The following is an 18,901-nucleotide window of genomic DNA, read 5'->3' as shown; positions in this document are numbered from 1 at the left end:
ACAACTTTACGGTTGCCAACAAGTGATGGACACTCTCCTTCTTCTTACTGTATATAATAGGCAACACATGTATTAAGCCGCGTACCATGCTATAATAGATTTGACTACATTAATCTTGAAGCCTATCCAGTACAGTCTTTGTACATACGATGAAGCAATAAAGGAGAGAGATATCCAATGGCTTACGATGGCATTGTCACCCGTGCTGTAACCGAATCATTACAACAAATGATGACCGGAAGCAGAGTGACAAAAATTTATCAACCGCATAAGACAGATTTATTGTTCCATATTCGCTCCCAAAGAAAAAATTATAAGCTATTATTCTCAGCAAACGCCCAATTCGCGCGGTGCCATCTGATCACTGCCGCCATGGAAAATCCGAAAGAACCATCGATGTTTTGCATGCTGTTAAGAAAGCATTTGGAAGGCAGCATCATCGATCAGATCAGCCAGGACGGATTTGAAAGGATTATTCACATTGATTTTCGTTCACGAGATGAACTGGGTGATACTGTCTATAAAAGGTTAATTATTGAATTAATGGGTAAACACAGTAATATTATTTTAACAGAGAAAGATTCAGGGCGCATCATTGACAGTATAAAACATCTTTCGCCGTCCGTGAATCGTTACAGAACAGTTCTTCCGGGACAAGCATATGTATCTCCCCCGCCGCAAAATAAATATGATCCGCTTAAAGTTAGCGAAAATGATTTATTAAAAGTTCTTGATTTAAATGCTGGAAAAATTGATCGCCAGCTCGTTCAGAATATCAGCGGTTTTTCACCGCAGTTAGCTAAAGAAATTATACACCGGGCCGGCTTACCGACAATAGATGCGATTTTAAAGTCCTTTTTTGCTGTTCAAAACCAAATAAAGCAAGGAGATTACAAGCCGAATATTGTCTACGAAAAGCAAGGCAAAGACCAATTCCATGTCATTGATATGACTCATCAATCAGGACAGCATAAATTTTACGATGATGTTCACCGAATGCTTGAAGATTATTATTTAATCAAATCGGAATCTGATCAGGTTAAACAACGTGCCGGTGACCTTAGCCATTTTATGATCAATGAACAGAAAAAGAATCAAACAAAGCTTAAAAAATTATACCGTACGTTAAAAGAATCGGAAGAAGCGAAAACCTTTCAATTATACGGCGAGCTTGTAACCGCGCATATGCATATGATTAAACAGGGCGATAAGGAACTGGAAGCTGTTAATTATTATGATGAAAATCAAAGTAAAATCATCATCCCGCTAAATCCTAATAAAACACCATCAGAGAACGCCCAAAGTTATTTTAAAAAATATAATAAGGCTAAAAATGCAAAATACATGGTTGAGAAACAAATAGAAAAAACAAAAGAAGAAATTGACTATTTTGACCGTCTCCTGCAGCAAATTGAATCAGCGTCTTTAAAAGACATTGATGAAATCCGTGAAGAATTGGAAGATGGCGGTTACCTTAAAAGAAAGAACAGAGGCAAACAGAAAAATAAAAAACAAAAGCCGCAATTAGAGAAGTATACCGCAACTGACGGCACTCTCATTTTAGTTGGCAAAAACAATAAACAAAATGATTTCTTAACAACGAAAGAAGCTAACAGCAATGAAACATGGCTGCATACGAAGGATATCCCCGGCTCGCATGTCGTGATCAGAAGTCAGGACTTCTCGGATGAAACATTAATGGAAGCCGCCAATCTTGCAGCCTATTTCAGCAAATCAAAACTGTCAAGCAGCGTTCCGGTTGACTATACACTGATCAAGCATGTTAAAAAGCCAAGCGGCGCGAAGCCGGGATTTGTTATATACGATCATCAAAAAACCGTTTATGTGACACCCGACGAGCAGCTTGTAATAAAAATGCGCAAAGAGCCATCCGCCCATCAATCTTGAGGAGCGGATGGCCTTTTTAAGTTATTTAGCTTTTTTTGCTGTTGTGATAAAAGCCAGTCCATCTAATACAGGCAAGTGTTCAACAGATCCAAATCCTAAACTGGTTAATAAAGTATTTAATGCGCCCTCATCATAACTGTGACGTCTTGTTGCTACTTTTGACCATTGTTTCATTGCTGTTTTTTCAAAGTCTTTAATTTGGTGTTTGCTGCAGTAGCCGCTTGCTGCCTGTTCTGTCATGTGAACAGATGGATTAAGCATCGCCATTTTTCCGCCGGGCTTAATGACCCGTACTATCTCACCAACACCTTTTTCAGGTTCTGGGAGTAAAAACATGACACATGTTGACAAGGCAAGGTCGAAGCTCTCATCCTTAAAAGGCAAATGATAGGCATCTCCGACAAGAAACTCACAATGTTGATAATCTGCTTCCCCGGCAAGTTTCCGGCACCTGTCAATCATCTTGCTTGACAAGTCAATACCAGTTAGTCTTTCCGCATTCTTTCCGCCTTTTAACAAGAGCCGGCCTGTACCGCAGCCAACATCCAAAACACTTAGACCATTCCAAGATCCTGTTTGATTAATGAGCTGTTCATGGATGGTACTGAGCCATTTCGTTTGTGCCATCCTATCAAAGAAATCAACGAGCTCGTCAAATTCCTCCCCCGGCATTTTTCGCAAAATACCACTCCTCGCTGTCAGGATTCTGGTGCCACAATTTTAATTGTTCAAGCTGCTGTTCTGTTACTATTTTCTTATTAATTGCAAGCTCAATCAAGTGTTCAAAGTCAGTTAATGTGGTCCAATCTAATCCATGTGCTTCGAAGTTTTCAGTTGCTTTTGGAAGCTGGTAAGAAAAAATCGCTGCAACGCCTAGAACCTCAGCACCGGCTTCCTTTATAGCTTCAGCTGCTTTAATACCGCTGCCTCCGGTAGAAATTAAATCTTCAATAATGACAACTTTTTGTCCCGGCAACACTTGTCCTTCAATTTGCTTCTTTTTTCCGTGTGATTTAGCAGAACCGCGCACATAAGCCATCGGCAAATTCATACGGTCGCTAATCCATGCCGCATGGGGGATACCGGCTGTAGCTGTACCGGCAATGACTTCAGCCTCAGGGTACTTTTCTTTAATCACTTTAACAAAATAATCTGCGACCATATTTCTTATTTCAGGATAACCAAGCGTTAATCGATTATCACAATAAATCGGGGATTTTAATCCGGATGACCATGTAAAAGGGTCATTCGGTTTTAGAATAACTGCGTTAATATCAAGGAGTTTCTCAGCAATTGTCATTTGTTCTGTCATGATTCATTCCTCCACTCTTTTAAAACCCGATCATAGGCTGCCCCTGGTTCAGGCGCCCCTGTAATACTTCTGCCAACGACAATGTAATCACTGCCGAGCGTTCTCGCTTTTTTTGGTGTTGTGACACGTTTCTGGTCGTCCGCACTGTCGCCAGAAAGACGGATACCCGGCGTTACTGTTAAAAAGTCCTGTGACACGTGTTCCTTAACCTTTCCGGCTTCTAACGGCGAACAAACGACACCATCAAGACCTGCTTCATAGGTTTTTCTTCCATAGGTTAGTATAACCTGATCTAACGGCTGATGAATAAGGATATCATTCTCTAATATTTGTTGATCCGTACTTGTTAATTGTGTGACAGCAATACAAAGCGGACGCTTAGCGCCTGATGGCGTTCCTTCTTCAAGCCCTGCAAGCGCCGCTTTCATCATTTTTTGACCGCCGGCAGCATGAACGTTAACCATATCAACATTCAGTTTGGCAAGACCCTTCATCGCTTTATAAACGGTTGTCGGAATATCATGAAGCTTTAAATCGAGAAAGATTTGATAACCAAGATGTTTTAAATCCTTAACGAGTTCAGGACCTTCTTGATAAAACAGCTCCATGCCCACTTTGACATAAAGATGCTTACGATCAATTTTTGTTAATAACGATGATAATTCCTGTTTGTTTGCAACATCTAATGCGATGATAACGTCTCCTGACATGACCGCCAGCTCCTTCCTTTTAAATCGTTGATATGGTTAACATTCATTTCTTTTAACCTTTTCGGCAGCTCACGAATGATTTTCGGGCAGCAAAGCGGATCGACAAAATTTGCCGTGCCGATAGCGACAGCACTGGCTCCGGCTAAGAAAAATTCAATCACATCGTCTGCATTCTCAATACCGCCCATTCCGATGATTGGTATGTTTACATGCTGGCTCACTTCATAAATCATTCTAATCGCCACCGGTTTGATGGCTGGTCCGCTTAAGCCGCCCATTTTATTGGCTAAAATCGGCTTTCCGGTTTTTAAATCAATTCTCATGCCAAGCAAGGTGTTAATCATTGATAAACCGTCAGCACCGGCCTGTTCTACAGCCTTTGCCATTGCAACAATATCGCTCACATTAGGAGATAATTTGACATATACGGGTACTTCTGACACGGTCTTAACCTTTGCCGTTAATTCAGCGGCAACCTCAGGAATCGTACCAAACGCGATGCCGCCTTCCTTAACGTTTGGGCAAGAAATATTAAGTTCAAGGGCGTTAACCCGGCTCTGTTTCGATAAGTGTTCCGCAGTATAAACGTAGTCTTCAGTTTGTGAACCGGCGATATTGGCGACGATTGGCGTTTCAAATTGTTTCAACCATTCAAGTTCATCACTGATAATTTTATCGACACCGGGATTTTGCAGTCCAATCGCATTAAGCATGCCGCCGGGCGTTTCCGCCACCCGCGGTGTCGGGTTGCCGTAACGGGCTTCTTTCGTTGCTGCTTTGATGGCGATGGCTCCGAGTTCGTTAAGATCATAAAACTGGTTGAATTCACGTCCAAAAGCAAAGCAGCCGGATGCTGGCATAACAGGGTTTTTCATATTTAATCCTGGCAGCGAAACATTTAACATGGCAAAATCACCTCTCCGGCCTTAAAAACTGGCCCATCACTGCATACTTTCCTGTATCCTCGTGAATCTTGCGGATCTTGGGTCTTGCAAACACAGGCCAGACATGCGCCAATAGCACACCCCATCCGCTGCTCCAGTGACAGATAAAGGGGTTTGGCACTATAACCGGTTTCTAATGCTTTTAACATCGGAACCGGCCCGCAGGCATACATGACATCATAGGCAAAATCATGTTCTGTTAATACATCTGTGACAAATCCCTTAGTACCTTTCGATCCATCAACCGTAGTGACATAAGTTGGACCTAAGTCTTTGAATTCTTTTTCATAAAACACGATATTTTCTGTTTGAAAACCGAGAATATGGGTCGCTTGCACTCCCTTTTCCTTCAATTGCTTTGATAAGTAGTAGAGCGGAGGGACACCGACGCCCCCGCCTACTAAAATGGCATGCGAACCCGCTTTCACTGTTTCGATTGGAAAGCCGTTGCCAAGCGGCCCTAATATCTCAAGTTCTTCACCCTCAGCATATTGTGACAATCTTTTCGTTCCGTTGCCATCAGCACGATAGATCATTGTCATCACTTGATCTTGTTTGTCGACATCACAAATGCTGATCGGACGTCTTAACATAGCATCGATAAAACCGCCGACTTTGATATGAACAAATTGTCCAGGTTCTCTCACATGTGCAGCGAGAGCCCCTTTGACCTTTAGTTCAAATATATCTTTTGCTATTTGATTGTTTTGGATAACGATCATCTTATCAATCATCATATTAGACAGTCACTCTCTTTTTTGTCTCAAACTTTGGCATGCTGTTTGTTGAAAAGGATAAGGACTCAAGAACTCTTAGCAAAGCAACAGCTGTATCTAAGGAGGTTAGACATACAACGCCATTTTCAACAGATTCCCTTCTAATTCTGAATCCGTCTCTTGCCGGCTGCTTTCCTTTCGTCAGTGTGTTAATGACAAACTGCGCTTCACCTTGTTTAATGATTTCAAGCAAATTAGGACTTTCATGACCGATTTTATTGACGGCTGTTACAGGGATGCCATGTGATTGAATTACTTTGGCAGTTCCTTCCGTCGCCAATATATTATAACCGATATCCGCGAATCTCTTAACCATAGGTATTGCTTCTTGTTTGTCTTTATCTGCTACTGTGAATAACACTGATCCATGGGTTGGAATTGTGATACCGCTGGCAAGAAGTCCTTTGTATAAGGCCTTTTCTAATGTTAAATCTTTGCCCATAACCTCGCCGGTCGATTTCATTTCAGGTCCTAAAGTAATATCAACGCTTCTTAGCTTGGCAAACGAGAAGACCGGCACTTTGACAAACACTTCTTCCTGTTCCGGATGATATCCTGTGTCATATCCCAATGATGGAAGATCATTGCCGAGAATAGCTTTTGTTGCCAAGTTAGCCATTGGCACGCCGGTGATTTTACTTAAAAACGGTACCGTCCGGCTTGACCTTGGATTGACTTCAATCACATAGACTTCATTTTCATGGATAACAAATTGGATATTTAACAGACCTACAATTTTCAAGCCGCGAGCCAGTTTTATTGTCGTGTCAATGATCTTTTGTTTTAATTCTTGTGTTAAACTTTGCGGCGGATACACAGCGATGGAGTCACCCGAGTGGACGCCGGCTCTTTCGATATGCTCCATAATTCCGGGGATATAGACATTTTCGCCGTCGCAAATGCCGTCAACTTCGATTTCAACGCCCGTCAAATAGCGGTCAATTAAAACGGGATGAAGCGGATTAACTTTAACCGCGCTAGTCATATAATGTTCAAGCTCTTCCTTCCGGTAAACAATCTCCATGGCCCGTCCGCCTAAGACATAAGATGGGCGAACCAACACCGGATAACCAATGTTTTCGGCAATTCTCAAGGCTTCAGTTGTTGAAAAAGCTGTTCTGCCTTCAGGCTGTGCGATATTCAAATCCTGAAGCAAACGTTCAAACTTATCCCTGTTTTCCGCTTGATCCATTGATTCCAGGGACGTTCCTAAAATCTTCACCCCGCGGGCGCTTAATTCTGATGCCAGGTTGATAGCTGTCTGACCGCCGAATTGGACAATCACGCCTGCCGGTTGTTCAAGATCAACAACATGCATAACATCTTCAATCGTTAATGGTTCAACATATAGTTTGTCTGATACGCTAAAGTCAGTTGAAACTGTTTCAGGATTGTTGTTGATAATGATAGCTTCATAGCCTTGTTCTTTAATGGCCCAAACTGTATGAACCGTCGCATAATCAAACTCAATGCCTTGACCGATGCGAATAGGTCCCGAACCAAGTACTAATACACTTTCTTTATCTGTCTTAATCGATTCATTTTCTTCTTCATAAGTGCTGTAATAATAAGGGGTTTCTGATTCAAATTCAGCCGCGCAAGTATCAACCATTTTATAAACAGGCATGATCTGGTTGTTTTTTCTAGTTTCATAGATTTCCTGTTCGGACATGTTCCATAAGCCGGCAATTGTTTGATCAGCGAAACCAAATTGTTTGGCCTCAAATAGAACCGTCATGTCCCCAATATTATCAGCAAGTTTGCGTTCGATTTTAATAATGTTTTCTAATTTCATTAGGAAGAACCGGTCAATCTTTGTCCATGCCCAAAGCTGTTCGACACTGTATCCCCTGCGCATGAGTTCAGCAAGATAAAATAGGCGCCTGTCATCAGCTTTTTGAATGGCTTGAATCAATGCCTCATTATTTTTGTCTTCTGCATCTTCTGCAGATAAATGCATAACGCCTGTTTCCAGTGAGCGAACAGCCTTTAATATAGATTCTTCAAAAGTCCGGCCGAGAGCCAGCACTTCCCCTGTTGCCTTCATTTGCGTTCCCAACTGGCGGTTGGCTGAATCAAATTTATCAAATGGCCAGCGCGGAATTTTCGTAACTACATAATCCAGTGCCGGTTCAAAGCTTGCGTAAGTCGTTCCGGTAACAGCATTCTTGATTTCGTCCAAGTGATAACCAACAGCTATTTTTGCCGCTACTTTTGCGATTGGGTAGCCGGTTGCTTTCGAAGCAAGTGCCGAAGAGCGGCTGACCCTTGGATTAACCTCGATAATATAATATTGGTCGCTGTTTGGGTCAAGGGCCAACTGTACGTTACATCCGCCTTCGATTTTTAACGCTCTGACTATTTTTAAGGAAACGCTTCGCAGCCTTTGTACATCACGGTCGCTGAGTGTTTGACAAGGCGCGGTTACGATGGAATCGCCTGTATGAATGCCGACAGGATCAAAGTTTTCCATATGACAGACAGCAATCGCTCCGTCATTTCCGTCACGCATGACTTCAAATTCAATCTCTTTATAACCTGCGATACTTTTTTCAATCAACACTTGATGAACAGGGCTTTGCTTTAAGCCATTAGCAGCAATCTCATTCAATTCTTCTTCGTTCCCGGCAATGCCGCCGCCCGTTCCGCCAAGCGTGTAAGCCGGGCGAATAATCAGAGGAAAACCGATTTTTTCAGCAAAGTCTTTTGCTTCCTGTAAAGTTGTTACAATTTCACTATCAGGGACAGGCTCGCCAAGCTCATACATTAACGCTCTAAACCGATCGCGGTCTTCAGCTTTTTCAATCGACTCTAAATTCGTACCTAATAGTTCAATGCCGAATTCAGCTAAAATGCCTGATTGGCTCAGTTGTGCCGCTAAATTTAGGCCTGTTTGACCGCCGAGTGTTGCTAAAATGCCATCCGGACGTTCTTTACGGATAATCTTGCTGACAAATTCAAGTGTTAACGGTTCAATATAAACCCGATCCGCCATCTCGGCATCAGTCATAATTGTTGCCGGGTTGGAGTTGATTAAAACAACTTCATAACCTTCTTCTTTTAATGCTTGACAAGCTTGCGTACCAGAATAATCAAATTCAGCTGCTTGACCAATGACAATTGGTCCTGAACCAATCACTAAAATTTTTCGGATATCGTGTCGTTTAGGCATATTGTATCCCCGCTTTCTTAGTCTTGATGTCTGAAACAAATTGATCAAACAAGATGGCACTGTCTTCTGGACCTGGTGAGGCTTCAGGATGGAACTGGACGCTGAATGCTAAATATTTATCATGGCGCAGCCCTTCTACTGTCCCATCGTTGACAGCTATGTGCGTAACCTTTAAGTCAGTATTTTCAAGTGATTCCGGTCGAACAGTAAACCCATGATTTTGAGATGTCATCATAAACTTTCCAGTTGTTAAGTCTTTAACTGGATGGTTTGAGCCGCGGTGACCAAAACGCATTTTCTCGGTATCTCCTCCGCAAGCTAGAGCGAGCAGCTGGTGACCGAGACAAATACCGAAAATCGGCACGTGACCTAATAATCCTCTGACCATTTCCACCGCATGCGGGACATCCTTTGGATTTCCGGGACCGTTGCTTAACAGCACACCATCCGGTTGTAATCTTAGTATTTCTTCGGCGGTTGTGTGATGAGGGACAACAACAACATCAAACTGCTTCTTAATACAATCTCTTAAAATGCCTTTTTTTGCACCAAAGTCAACAAGAACAACACGCGGTCCTTGACCCGGGCTTGCATAAGAGGCCTTAGTGGATACCTTAGAAACTTGATCGGTCGGAAGCACAGTTTCATTAAGCTCTTTAATGACTTCATTGACATCGATATTCATATCGCAAATCCGCCCTTTTAAGGTGCCGTGGACGCGGATGACTTTCGTTAAGCGCCGTGTATCAATACCTTCTAATCCTGGTATATTTTTATTTAAAAGCAATTGATTAAGGGACATTTCACTGCGCCAATGAGAAGGAACATCGGCGGATTGTTTGACGATTAAACCGGCTATTGCAGGGTTAATCGATTCAAAGTCATCACGGTTAATACCGTAGTTTCCGATCAATGGGTAAGTCAGTGTGACAATTTGCCCGCAGTAAGAAGGGTCAGATAAAATTTCCTGATAGCCTGTCATACCGGTGTTAAAAACAACCTCACCATTACGCGCACAATTTGCGCCTATCGCATTTCCAATAAATACTTCCCCGTTTTCTAATATTAATTGACGTTTCATGCAAAAGTCCTCCCTTTATCCCAGACGATTTCTCCTGATGCTATAGTGAGTACAGGCCAGCCTTGACATTTCCAATCAGCAAACGGTGTATTTTTGCCTTTTGAAAGGAATTCATCCGGATCTATATCTGCTGTATAATCCAGGTCAAGTACGACAATATCTGCAACACTGCCAGTTTTGATCGCGCCGTATGGCAGTCCAAAGGCACGAGCCGGCTTATGTGTCATTCGTTCAAGCAAAGCCTCTAAAGTTAATACACCTTTTTGGACAAGATGCGTATAAAGAAGCGGAAAGGCTGTTTCCAGTCCGACAATGCCAAACGGCGCCCGATCTATGGACTGTCCTTTTTCAAAATCCGTATGAGGAGCATGGTCAGTAGCGATAAAGTCTATTGTTCCGTCCAGTAAACCTTCGATTAATGCTTGTTGGTCCTCTTTTGATCTTAGCGGCGGATTCATTTTAAAGTTAGTATCAAGTCCTGGTATATCATCTTCTGTTAAAAGCAAATGATGGGGTGTCACTTCAGCTGTCACATGAATGCCAGCTTTTTTTGCGTCGCGGATTGTCCTTACGGATTCTTTCGTGCTGACGTGACATACGTGGTAATGAGCGCCTGCCGCTTCAGCCAAGAGAACGTCCCTTGCGATTTGCACCGCTTCGCAAATATTTGGAATCCCTTTTAATCCATTTTTTCTGGCAAAAGCGCCATCATGGACACATCCGTTGTATATTAATGTATTTTCTTCACAATGAGCGACAATCGGAACGTTGAGGCGTGCAGCATTTTTCATTGCTTCATACATCATTGCCGCTGACTGAACACCGACACCGTCGTCAGTAAAGGCAAATGCGCCAGCATCCTTAAGCGGTTCAAGATCTGTCAATGTTTCACCTTTTAACCCTTTAGTAATTGACCCGTAAGGCAGCACACGGACTTTAGCATCCTGCTGAATTTTGTCCATAAGCTGACTGACAGTTTCCGGACAATCAGGGACGGGATTTGTGTTCGGCATTGCAGCAACTGTTGTGAAGCCGCCCTTAGCTGCAGCCATCGTACCTGTTTTGATCGTTTCTTTATGTTCGCCGCCCGGCTCTCTTAAATGGATGTGAAGATCAACAAAACCGGGGGCGACAATTTGGTCAGTGACGTCAATGACTTGATGATTGCCGGAATCCATTCCATTCCCGATCGCAGTGATTTTATCGCCTTCTATTAACACATCTTTCTTTTCCAGTTGACCGTTTAAAAAAACTTTACCGTTTGAAAGCAACATACTCATATTGCTCCGCCTCCTCGTTTTTGTTTACCGCCCATTCCAATACAGACATTCTGACAGCGACACCGTTGTTGATTTGCTTAAATATCCTTGACCGCTTTGCTTCTACAAGTTCATCAGCGATTTCTACACCGCGGTTAACAGGCGCGGGATGCATGATAATGCTTCCCGGTTTCATTAATCTCTCACGTTCAAGTGTTAATCCGTACTGTTTGTGATAATCTTCTTTGGAAAGGTTCATGCCTTGGTTATGTCTTTCATGTTGAATGCGCAGCATCATGACAACATCTGCGGTTTTCACCGCTTCATCGATGTCAACATATTCACCAGGCAACGTTTCATTCATCCAAGCCTTAGGACCGGATAAAAGGACTCTCGCGCCAAGCCTTGTTAACACTTCAGCATCCGAACGGGCGACACGGCTGTGACGCAAGTCACCGATGATAGCTATTGTCAGACCGTCAAATCTAGAAAACTCTTGTTTGATCGTCATTAAATCCAATAGAGCTTGAGTCGGATGATCTCCGCATCCATCTCCGCCGTTAATGATCGACAATGACAATCGATCTCTAAGATCTTCATAATATTTATCTTGCTTATGACGGATAACCGCTGCTTGGACACCGACTTCCTCCAGTGTTCTAAGCGTGTCATACAAACTTTCGCCTTTTTGAGTACTTGAGTTTTCCGCACTAAAGTTCAATACATGGTAACCGAGCCGTTTTTCAGCCGCTTCAAAACTAAATCGTGTCCTTGTGCTTGCTTCAAAAAATAAATTGGCAGTAATGACAGGCTGCGGTTCACGATAAAGATTTTGCATTTGAATTTCCTGCGCCTTATTTAAAATGTCATTAATCGTTTCAATTGATAAATCAGATAAGGTTAAAAGGTGCGGCATTTTGACCCTCCTCAAATTTGCACATTTTTATATAAAAAAACCTCTTTGCCAGTTGCTGACAAAGAGGTTTTTCAGGTACAGCTGCAGCCATACCTAACTAAGCCCTTTATCAGCCTCACTGGACTGCCTTTTAAAAGGGTAATATCGTTTTATTCGATGCTGACAGAGTCGCTCTCGTCGACTTCCTTCAGCTTAACAGAAATAATTTCTTTAGTTGAAGTCGGAACATTTTTCCCAATAAAATCAGGACGAATCGGCAATTCACGATGTCCGCGGTCAATAAGAACAGCAAGCTGTATACGTGCCGGACGCCCTAAATCCATAACCGCATCCATCGCCGCACGGGCTGTTCTCCCTGTATAAAGGACATCATCAACAATGATTACAGTTTGTTTTTCAACGTTAACAGGGATATCTGTGCCTTTTAATTCGGGTTCTTTCGATTTCGTTTTTTCAGAGAGATCGTCACGGTACAAAGTAATATCAATTTCACCTAATTGAACAGTTTCACCTTCAATTTGTTCAATTTTTCCCGCGAGCCTTTTGGCCAAATAAATGCCCCTGGTCTTTACACCGGCAAGCACGACTTGGTCAACACCCTTATTCCGTTCGATTATTTCATGCGATAACCGTGTCAGAGCCCTGTCGATCGCTTTTTCATCTAAAATGATTTTTCCGCTCATAGGTTTCGCCCGCTTTCGTTTTTAAAGTTAAAAACCCTCTTGCCATAAGGCAAGAGGGTATACGTCCGCTTTCGATAACAACGCACTCCTTCTCAGCCTCTCTGGACTGTATTTAAAGGTTTGTAGTTAGTGTTCTCTTTTCTTCAATTATTATTTCAAAAGTTGACGAGGTTGTCAATAAGCTTTTCGGCACTTTTTTAATTCAATTTCCATATCAGCAGGCAGTGGTGCTGTAAAAGTCATTCTTTCCCCTGTCGATGGATGGTTAAAGCCAAGTTCAGCCGCATGAAGAGCTTGACCGTTAATTGAAAGCGTCTTTCTTGGACCATATTTCGGATCGCCGGCGACGGGATGGCCAATGTATGCCATATGAACACGAATTTGATGGGTTCTTCCCGTTTCTAACCGGCATTTAACGAAAGTATATTTATTAAAGCGCTCTTCAACATAAAAGTGTGTGACAGCCTCTTTACTGTTTTTACTTGTTACAGCCATTTTTTTGCGATCTTTCTCATCACGTCCGATGGGTGCATCAATCGTCCCTTCATTATGAGGGAGAACACCATGGACAATAGCAAGATAGATGCGGTGAGTTGTTTTTGCCTTTAATTGTTCAGCAAGCGATTGATGGCTCTTATCATTTTTGGCAACAACGAGCAATCCGGAAGTATCTTTGTCAATCCTATGGACAATTCCAGGACGCAATACACCATTAATACCGGACAAATCATTGCAATGATAAAGCAAGCCGTTCACTAAAGTACCGGTATAATGACCCGGTGCCGGATGAACAACCATGCCCCTTGGCTTATTAACAACTAATACATCTTGATCCTCATAAATGATATCTAACGGTATATTTTCCGCTTCTACATTTAAGGGTTCCGGGTCGCTGATTTCAACCTGAATCCGATCACCGGAGTTTGTCTTATAATTAGCTTTGACAGCTTTATTATTTACTGTAATGAATTGATCTTTAATCATTTCCTGAATGCGTGTTCTCGAAAGTTCAGGAAACTGTATATGTACCCATTTATCAAGACGTACGCCGCAGTCATCTGTGATCAGTATTTCACTTTTTTCCATGCTGTTTCTCCTTTTTTTCTTCTAAAAACATAAAAATAAATACTAAAATAACACCAATGCAAAGCATTGAATCAGCAACATTAAAAGTTGGAAAGTTGTATGTAAAAATATAAACATGAATAAAATCGACGACTTCTCCCCTAAATAACCTGTCTAAAAAATTACCTAGCGTTCCGCCGATAATAAGAGCCAGAGCTATTCCTAATAATGGACGAAACCTGCCGATCTTTTGCATATAGTAAATGACAACAATAAGCACTACAATGGTTACGATGAAGAAGAAAAACATTTTTCCTTGTAAAATACTCCATGCAGCGCCCGTATTTCTAACAGAAGTTAAATATAAAACATGCGGAATGATTTGAAAGCTTTCGCCAACAAACATATTTTTCACAATCAGCCATTTTGACAGCTGATCAATAATTAAAACAATTATAGCAAGTCCATAATAAATCAACCGCTTCTCCTCCGTTTTTATTATCTGTACCTTTGCATTTTAGCATAATGCCCTAAATAAAGAAAACGAGATCACAGCCGGACGCAGGCTGTGATCTAAATCCATCCTATTCTTCATTATCATCTTCAGCAACATTTTCTTGATTCATCCATTTGTCATACTGAATATTACGGAGAAATTGAACTTGATCATCTCCTTGATACCCATCTATACCTGTTGCGCCAATGGCTTCAACAAGCTCAACATAGCCCATGCCGTCTTCGTTATCCATGTTCGATGAATCATCGTAAGTCATGCTTGATTCATTAAATGAAGAGACAATATCATAAGCATTCTGCTCATTATATTCTGTCTCATCACTATTTGTTGCCCATTCTTCTTCCATCTGCGCAATGACTTCTTCTTCAATCGGCCGGCCGTGCGCTTTGTCCTGGTTAGGCGATGTTAATACATTTGTTCTGGCCGTTGGAAGAGCCTCCAGCCGCGCATAAGGAATCGCTTCTCCGGTCTTTTCATCAATGCCGTAAGTGCCTTTTTCCATTCGTTCAAGAGCGGCGTTAATATCTTGTAATTCCTCTCTTGAGAAGTTTCTTAAGGTTAAGTCTTTCTCGCGTTCATAAAGTGCTGATCCTGAGTCAGCGGGATGGTTATCATATTGTGAAAGTTCACCGGATGCTTCGCTGGACGCGTAAGGTTCTTCCAGGCCAAATTCATTATTTATATTTAATTCTTTTTCAAGCTCTTGTTTTCTTTGGATAAGCTGTTTTTTTATGTCCTCGTATAAGCGCAAGATCTTCACCCCCATTTTTACCGGACATTTATAGTTTGGTTTAGAAGCACATGTATTAGACGAATTAACTTTTGGCAAAAAAATTGCCAGGCTTTTGCCTGGCAATTTTGTCTTACTCATAATATTTTTTTATTGTTTCCGCACAGGAGTCGCACAACTGCGGGTGATCTTTGTCTTCGCCTACGGTCGTTGAAACAACCCAGCAGCGTTCACACTTTTCACCTTCTGCTTCTTTAATGACAATGGATACTTCATCATATTTTTCAGCTTCTTCTGGCGCTTCATTGATTGAGCCTTTGATTTCAACTTGGGAAACAATAAACAATTTATCCAAATCTTCTTGTTCCTTTAGTAAGGATAGGTTCTCTTCTGCCGGATATAATAAGACAGCTGCTTCAAGAGATTTACCGATAACTTTCGCATTTCTTGACACTTCGAGCGCTTTAAGGACATCGTCTCTGACATCTATCAGCTTATCCCATTTTTTCACAATTTCTTCTTCGTTTTCAACTTGTTCAGTTTCCGGCATATCTGTCAGCTGAACATATGCTTCTGTCACGCCAGGGATAAAATTCCATACTTCTTCTGCGGTATGCGGAATAATCGGCGACAGCATCTTAGTAAGTGCGACAAGCGTTTTATAAAGAACTGTTTGGATAGAACGGCGCTTAAGGCTGTTTTCCGGTTCAGTATAAAGCACGTCTTTGGCAATATCCATATAAAATGCACTTAAGTCTACTGTACAGTAGTTATGGATGGCATTATATACTGTCAGGAACTGATAATCATTATATGCATTCATAACTTTTTCAATTAAATGATTGAGCTTAATCATCATATAACGATCCAGTTCCGGCATATCTTGAACATTAACGGTATTTTCCGGTTTAAAATCGTTCAAATTGCCAAGGGTAAAACGTAAAGTGTTTCTAATTTTACGATAAACTTCTGCCACTTGTTTTAAAATATCCTGAGAGACCCGGACATCAGCCTGATAATCAACAGATGAAACCCAGAGGCGGATAATATCGGCGCCAAGCTGTTTCATAACTTTAATCGGATCAATCACATTGCCGATTGACTTACTCATTTTCCGTCCTTCACCGTCAAGTGTAAAGCCGTGGCTTAACACAGCCTTATATGGGGCTTCTCCCGTTACGGCAACAGCAGTTGATAAGGATGAGTTGAACCAGCCGCGGTATTGGTCAGACCCTTCAAGATATAAATCAGCGGGACGGCGCAGACCCTCTCTCGCTTCAAGAACGGCCTGATGCGAAGACCCGGAATCAAACCAAACATCCATAATATCAATTTCTTTTCTGAATTTACCATTTGGACTATGCGGTGAAGTAAACCCTTCCGGCAATAAATCTTTTGCCTCCCGTTCGAACCAAATATTTGAACCATGTTCACGGAAAAGGTCTGATACATGTTGAATCGTTTCATCAGTAATAATCGCTTCTCCGTCTTCACCGTAAAATACCGGAATCGGCACGCCCCATGCGCGCTGTCTGGAAATACACCAATCCTCGCGGTCACGGACCATATTAAACAGTCTGGTTTCACCCCATGAAGGGATCCAGTTTACGTTTTTAATCGCTTCAAGCAATTCATCGCGAAAATCTTTTATTGAAGCAAACCATTGTTCGGTTGCTCTAAAAATAATCGGCTTTTTTGTCCGCCAGTCATGCGGATACGAGTGTGTGAAGAAGTCAAGCTTGATTAAAGCGCCAACTTCATTAAGCTTATCCGTTACTGATTTGTTGGCTTTATCATAAAACAGTCCTTCAAATCCGGGCGCTTCAGCAGTGAAGACACCTTTTTCATCAACAGGACAAAGGATATCTAATCCATATTTTTTACCAATAAAGTAGTCGTCTTCACCATGTCCGGGAGCTGTATGAACACAGCCTGTACCTGCATCAAGAGTAACGTGGTCGCCCAGCATAATTAACGAATCACGATCATAGAAAGGATGACTTGCGACAAGGTTTTCTAATTCCCGTCCTTTAATTTTTTGAACTGTTTCACAGTTTTCCCAATCTAAAGTTGATTTTAGTGATTCTACAAGCTCTGAGGCAACGATAAATTTACGATCATTAACTTTAACGACGCTGTAGTCAAATTCAGGATTTACTGCGATACCTAAATTAGCCGGAATTGTCCACGGAGTCGTTGTCCAAATAACAAATTCTTCATCTCCAGCCAAAACGTCTTTCCCGTCTTTTACTTTGAATGCGACATAGATTGACGGCGAACGCTTATCTTGATATTCAATTTCGGCTTCGGCTAATGCGGATTCAGAAGACGGCGACCAATAAACGGTCTTTTTATCTTTATAAATATAGCCTTTTTTAGCCATCTCACCGAAAACTTTAATTTGTTCGGCTTCATATTCTTTCTTTAATGTAATATACGGGTTATCCCAATCACCGCGGACGCCTAACCGTTTGAACTGTTTCTTTTGGTGCTCAACCTGCTCCAAGGCATATTCGGCACAAAGCTTGCGGAATTCAGCGACACTCATTTTTTTACGGTCTACACCTTTTTTCGTTAACGCATGTTCAATTGGAAGGCCGTGAGTATCCCAGCCGGGCACATATGGTGCATTAAATCCGCTCATTGATTTAAATCGATTAATGATATCTTTTAGAACTTTGTTTTCTGCATGGCCAATATGGATATCGCCATTGGCATACGGCGGACCGTCATGTAAAACAAATAACGGCTTGCCCTGATTTTTTTCTAATACTTTTTCATATAAGTGATCCGCTTCCCACTCCTCTTGCATTTGCGGTTCTTTATTAGGTAAATTCCCGCGCATCGGAAAGTCAGTTTTTGGCATGAGTAATGTATCTTTATAATTCATGCGCTTCGTCCTCCTGTCATATACTTTTATTGTTAATTAATTTGTTACGAAATTTTTGAGTACAAAAAAAGTCTCCCCGCCCCATAAAGGGACGAGAAGACCCGCGGTACCACCCTAATAGACAAAAGACATATAACTTTTGCCGACTTAAAATTCGTAACGTGAATGCACGCCATTTCTTAATTACAAATAAGCTTTCAGAATGGAACTCTGAGGTGATTTTCTCAAGTAAAACCAAAATTCAGGCTTTCACCAACCCTGACTCGCTGCGTTGTGATTTTACAGATACTGTCCTCGTCATCGTTTTATATTTTTGGTTTTTCTAAATATGATTTTTAAGTATGATGATAGTATATGAAATTAAGCAGTGGTTCGTCAAGATACACTGTTATTTTGAGACCACTTCTTCTTCATTTTCTTCAATCGGAGAGAACATTTTATCCCATTCGTCGTTTTTCAAAAGCTCAAGCTGGGCTTCAATGAGCATGCGGAACCTGGTCCTGTAAACATTGGCCTCTTTCTTAAGTTCATCAATATCAAATGTTAATTTTCTTGATTTAGCTAGCGCCTCATTAATAATGCGATCGGCATTTTTTTCTGCTTCTTTTACAATCAGCTTAGCTTCTTTTTCAGCATTATGCCTGACATCTTCCGCAGTTTCCTGGGCAACTAATATCGATTGATTTAAAGTCTTTTCAATAGTGGAAAAATGGCTGAGCCTTTCTTCTAATTGCTGAATCTTTTCTTCCATTTCTTTTTTTTCGCGTGTCATCGTCTCATAATCTTTAATGACTTGATCAAGAAAATCATTGACTTCATCTTCATCATAACCGCGAAATCCTCTTGTGAATTCCTTGTTATGAATATCTAAAGGTGTTAATGGCAACCGTGCCACCTCCATGTCATAATGGTAAGTTTTTATATTCTTCGACATAAAA

At 41.5% G+C, this 18,901-nt stretch carries 16 protein-coding genes and 1 other annotated feature; of the genes, 1 reads left to right on the top strand and 15 read right to left on the bottom strand.

Annotated elements, in window-relative coordinates:
* Positions 1–177: 177 nt before the first annotated feature.
* The gene (locus tag ACFQRG_RS05810) at positions 178–1,908 is read left to right on the top strand and encodes an Rqc2 family fibronectin-binding protein (protein WP_380964658.1); all 1,731 of its coding nucleotides are present in this window, start codon (positions 178–180) and stop codon (positions 1,906–1,908) included.
* 21 nt (positions 1,909–1,929) lie between these two features.
* On the opposite strand, the gene ACFQRG_RS05805 is transcribed toward ACFQRG_RS05810, so the two are convergent.
* The 15 genes from ACFQRG_RS05805 to ACFQRG_RS05735 form a co-directional block, all read right to left on the bottom strand.
* Positions 1,930–2,580: a class I SAM-dependent methyltransferase gene (locus tag ACFQRG_RS05805; RefSeq protein WP_380964984.1), complete on the bottom strand. Its 651-nt coding sequence runs from the start codon at positions 2,578–2,580 to the stop codon at positions 1,930–1,932.
* Complete coding sequence (gene pyrE, locus ACFQRG_RS05800; RefSeq protein ID WP_380964656.1) at positions 2,561–3,220, bottom strand: orotate phosphoribosyltransferase; 660 nt, start codon at positions 3,218–3,220, stop codon at positions 2,561–2,563. The genes ACFQRG_RS05805 and pyrE overlap by 20 nt, the downstream gene beginning before the upstream one ends.
* Positions 3,217–3,930 carry an orotidine-5'-phosphate decarboxylase gene (gene pyrF, locus ACFQRG_RS05795; protein ID WP_380964654.1) on the bottom strand — a complete coding sequence of 238 codons (714 nt, stop codon included), beginning with the start codon at positions 3,928–3,930 and terminating at the stop codon, positions 3,217–3,219. The genes pyrE and pyrF overlap by 4 nt, the downstream gene beginning before the upstream one ends.
* Positions 3,903–4,835: a dihydroorotate dehydrogenase gene (locus tag ACFQRG_RS05790; protein ID WP_380964652.1), complete on the bottom strand. Its 933-nt coding sequence runs from the start codon at positions 4,833–4,835 to the stop codon at positions 3,903–3,905. Before ACFQRG_RS05790 ends, pyrF begins: the two co-directional genes overlap by 28 nt.
* Entirely contained in the window at positions 4,829–5,611 is a 783-nt protein-coding gene (locus tag ACFQRG_RS05785; RefSeq protein ID WP_380964650.1) for a dihydroorotate dehydrogenase electron transfer subunit, read from the bottom strand. The genes ACFQRG_RS05790 and ACFQRG_RS05785 overlap by 7 nt, the downstream gene beginning before the upstream one ends.
* A gap of 1 nt (position 5,612) precedes the next feature.
* Positions 5,613–8,822: a carbamoyl-phosphate synthase large subunit gene (carB, locus tag ACFQRG_RS05780; protein WP_380964648.1), complete on the bottom strand. Its 3,210-nt coding sequence runs from the start codon at positions 8,820–8,822 to the stop codon at positions 5,613–5,615.
* Positions 8,815–9,903 (bottom strand): carbamoyl phosphate synthase small subunit, encoded by a 1,089-nt coding sequence (locus tag ACFQRG_RS05775; protein ID WP_380964646.1) that lies wholly within the window; start codon positions 9,901–9,903, stop codon positions 8,815–8,817. Before ACFQRG_RS05775 ends, carB begins: the two co-directional genes overlap by 8 nt.
* A complete protein-coding gene (locus tag ACFQRG_RS05770) occupies positions 9,900–11,183 on the bottom strand; it encodes a dihydroorotase (protein ID WP_380964644.1) in 1,284 nt (427 codons plus the stop codon). The genes ACFQRG_RS05775 and ACFQRG_RS05770 overlap by 4 nt, the downstream gene beginning before the upstream one ends.
* Positions 11,158–12,078: an aspartate carbamoyltransferase catalytic subunit gene (locus ACFQRG_RS05765; protein WP_380964643.1), complete on the bottom strand. Its 921-nt coding sequence runs from the start codon at positions 12,076–12,078 to the stop codon at positions 11,158–11,160. Before ACFQRG_RS05765 ends, ACFQRG_RS05770 begins: the two co-directional genes overlap by 26 nt.
* A 149-nt stretch (positions 12,079–12,227) precedes the next feature.
* On the bottom strand, positions 12,228–12,761 hold the full coding sequence (gene pyrR / locus ACFQRG_RS05760) for a bifunctional pyr operon transcriptional regulator/uracil phosphoribosyltransferase PyrR (RefSeq protein ID WP_380964641.1): 534 nt from the start codon (positions 12,759–12,761) through the stop codon (positions 12,228–12,230).
* A gap of 174 nt (positions 12,762–12,935) precedes the next feature.
* A complete protein-coding gene (locus ACFQRG_RS05755) occupies positions 12,936–13,847 on the bottom strand; it encodes an RluA family pseudouridine synthase (protein ID WP_380964639.1) in 912 nt (303 codons plus the stop codon).
* Positions 13,834–14,304, bottom strand: coding sequence for a signal peptidase II (lspA, locus tag ACFQRG_RS05750; protein ID WP_380964637.1), 471 nt, complete (start codon positions 14,302–14,304; stop codon positions 13,834–13,836). The genes ACFQRG_RS05755 and lspA overlap by 14 nt, the downstream gene beginning before the upstream one ends.
* A 106-nt stretch (positions 14,305–14,410) precedes the next feature.
* A complete protein-coding gene (locus tag ACFQRG_RS05745) occupies positions 14,411–15,094 on the bottom strand; it encodes a TraR/DksA C4-type zinc finger protein (RefSeq protein ID WP_380964635.1) in 684 nt (227 codons plus the stop codon).
* A 112-nt stretch (positions 15,095–15,206) separates the two neighbouring features.
* Positions 15,207–17,963, bottom strand: a complete 2,757-nt coding sequence (gene ileS, locus ACFQRG_RS05740; RefSeq protein ID WP_380964633.1) for an isoleucine--tRNA ligase — start codon at positions 17,961–17,963, stop codon at positions 15,207–15,209.
* An 84-nt stretch (positions 17,964–18,047) separates the two neighbouring features.
* Positions 18,048–18,273 (bottom strand) — a binding site (T-box leader).
* A gap of 78 nt (positions 18,274–18,351) precedes the next feature.
* Positions 18,352–18,849: a DivIVA domain-containing protein gene (locus ACFQRG_RS05735; protein ID WP_380964631.1), complete on the bottom strand. Its 498-nt coding sequence runs from the start codon at positions 18,847–18,849 to the stop codon at positions 18,352–18,354.
* Between the last annotated feature and the right edge of the window lie 52 nt (positions 18,850–18,901).

The organism is Scopulibacillus cellulosilyticus, from assembly GCF_042665295.1.
Taxonomy (GTDB): Bacteria; Bacillota; Bacilli; order Bacillales; family Sporolactobacillaceae; genus Scopulibacillus_A; species Scopulibacillus_A cellulosilyticus.
The sequence above is the reverse complement of the archived record's forward strand: the minus strand, read 5'-3'. Positions and strand labels throughout refer to the sequence as shown.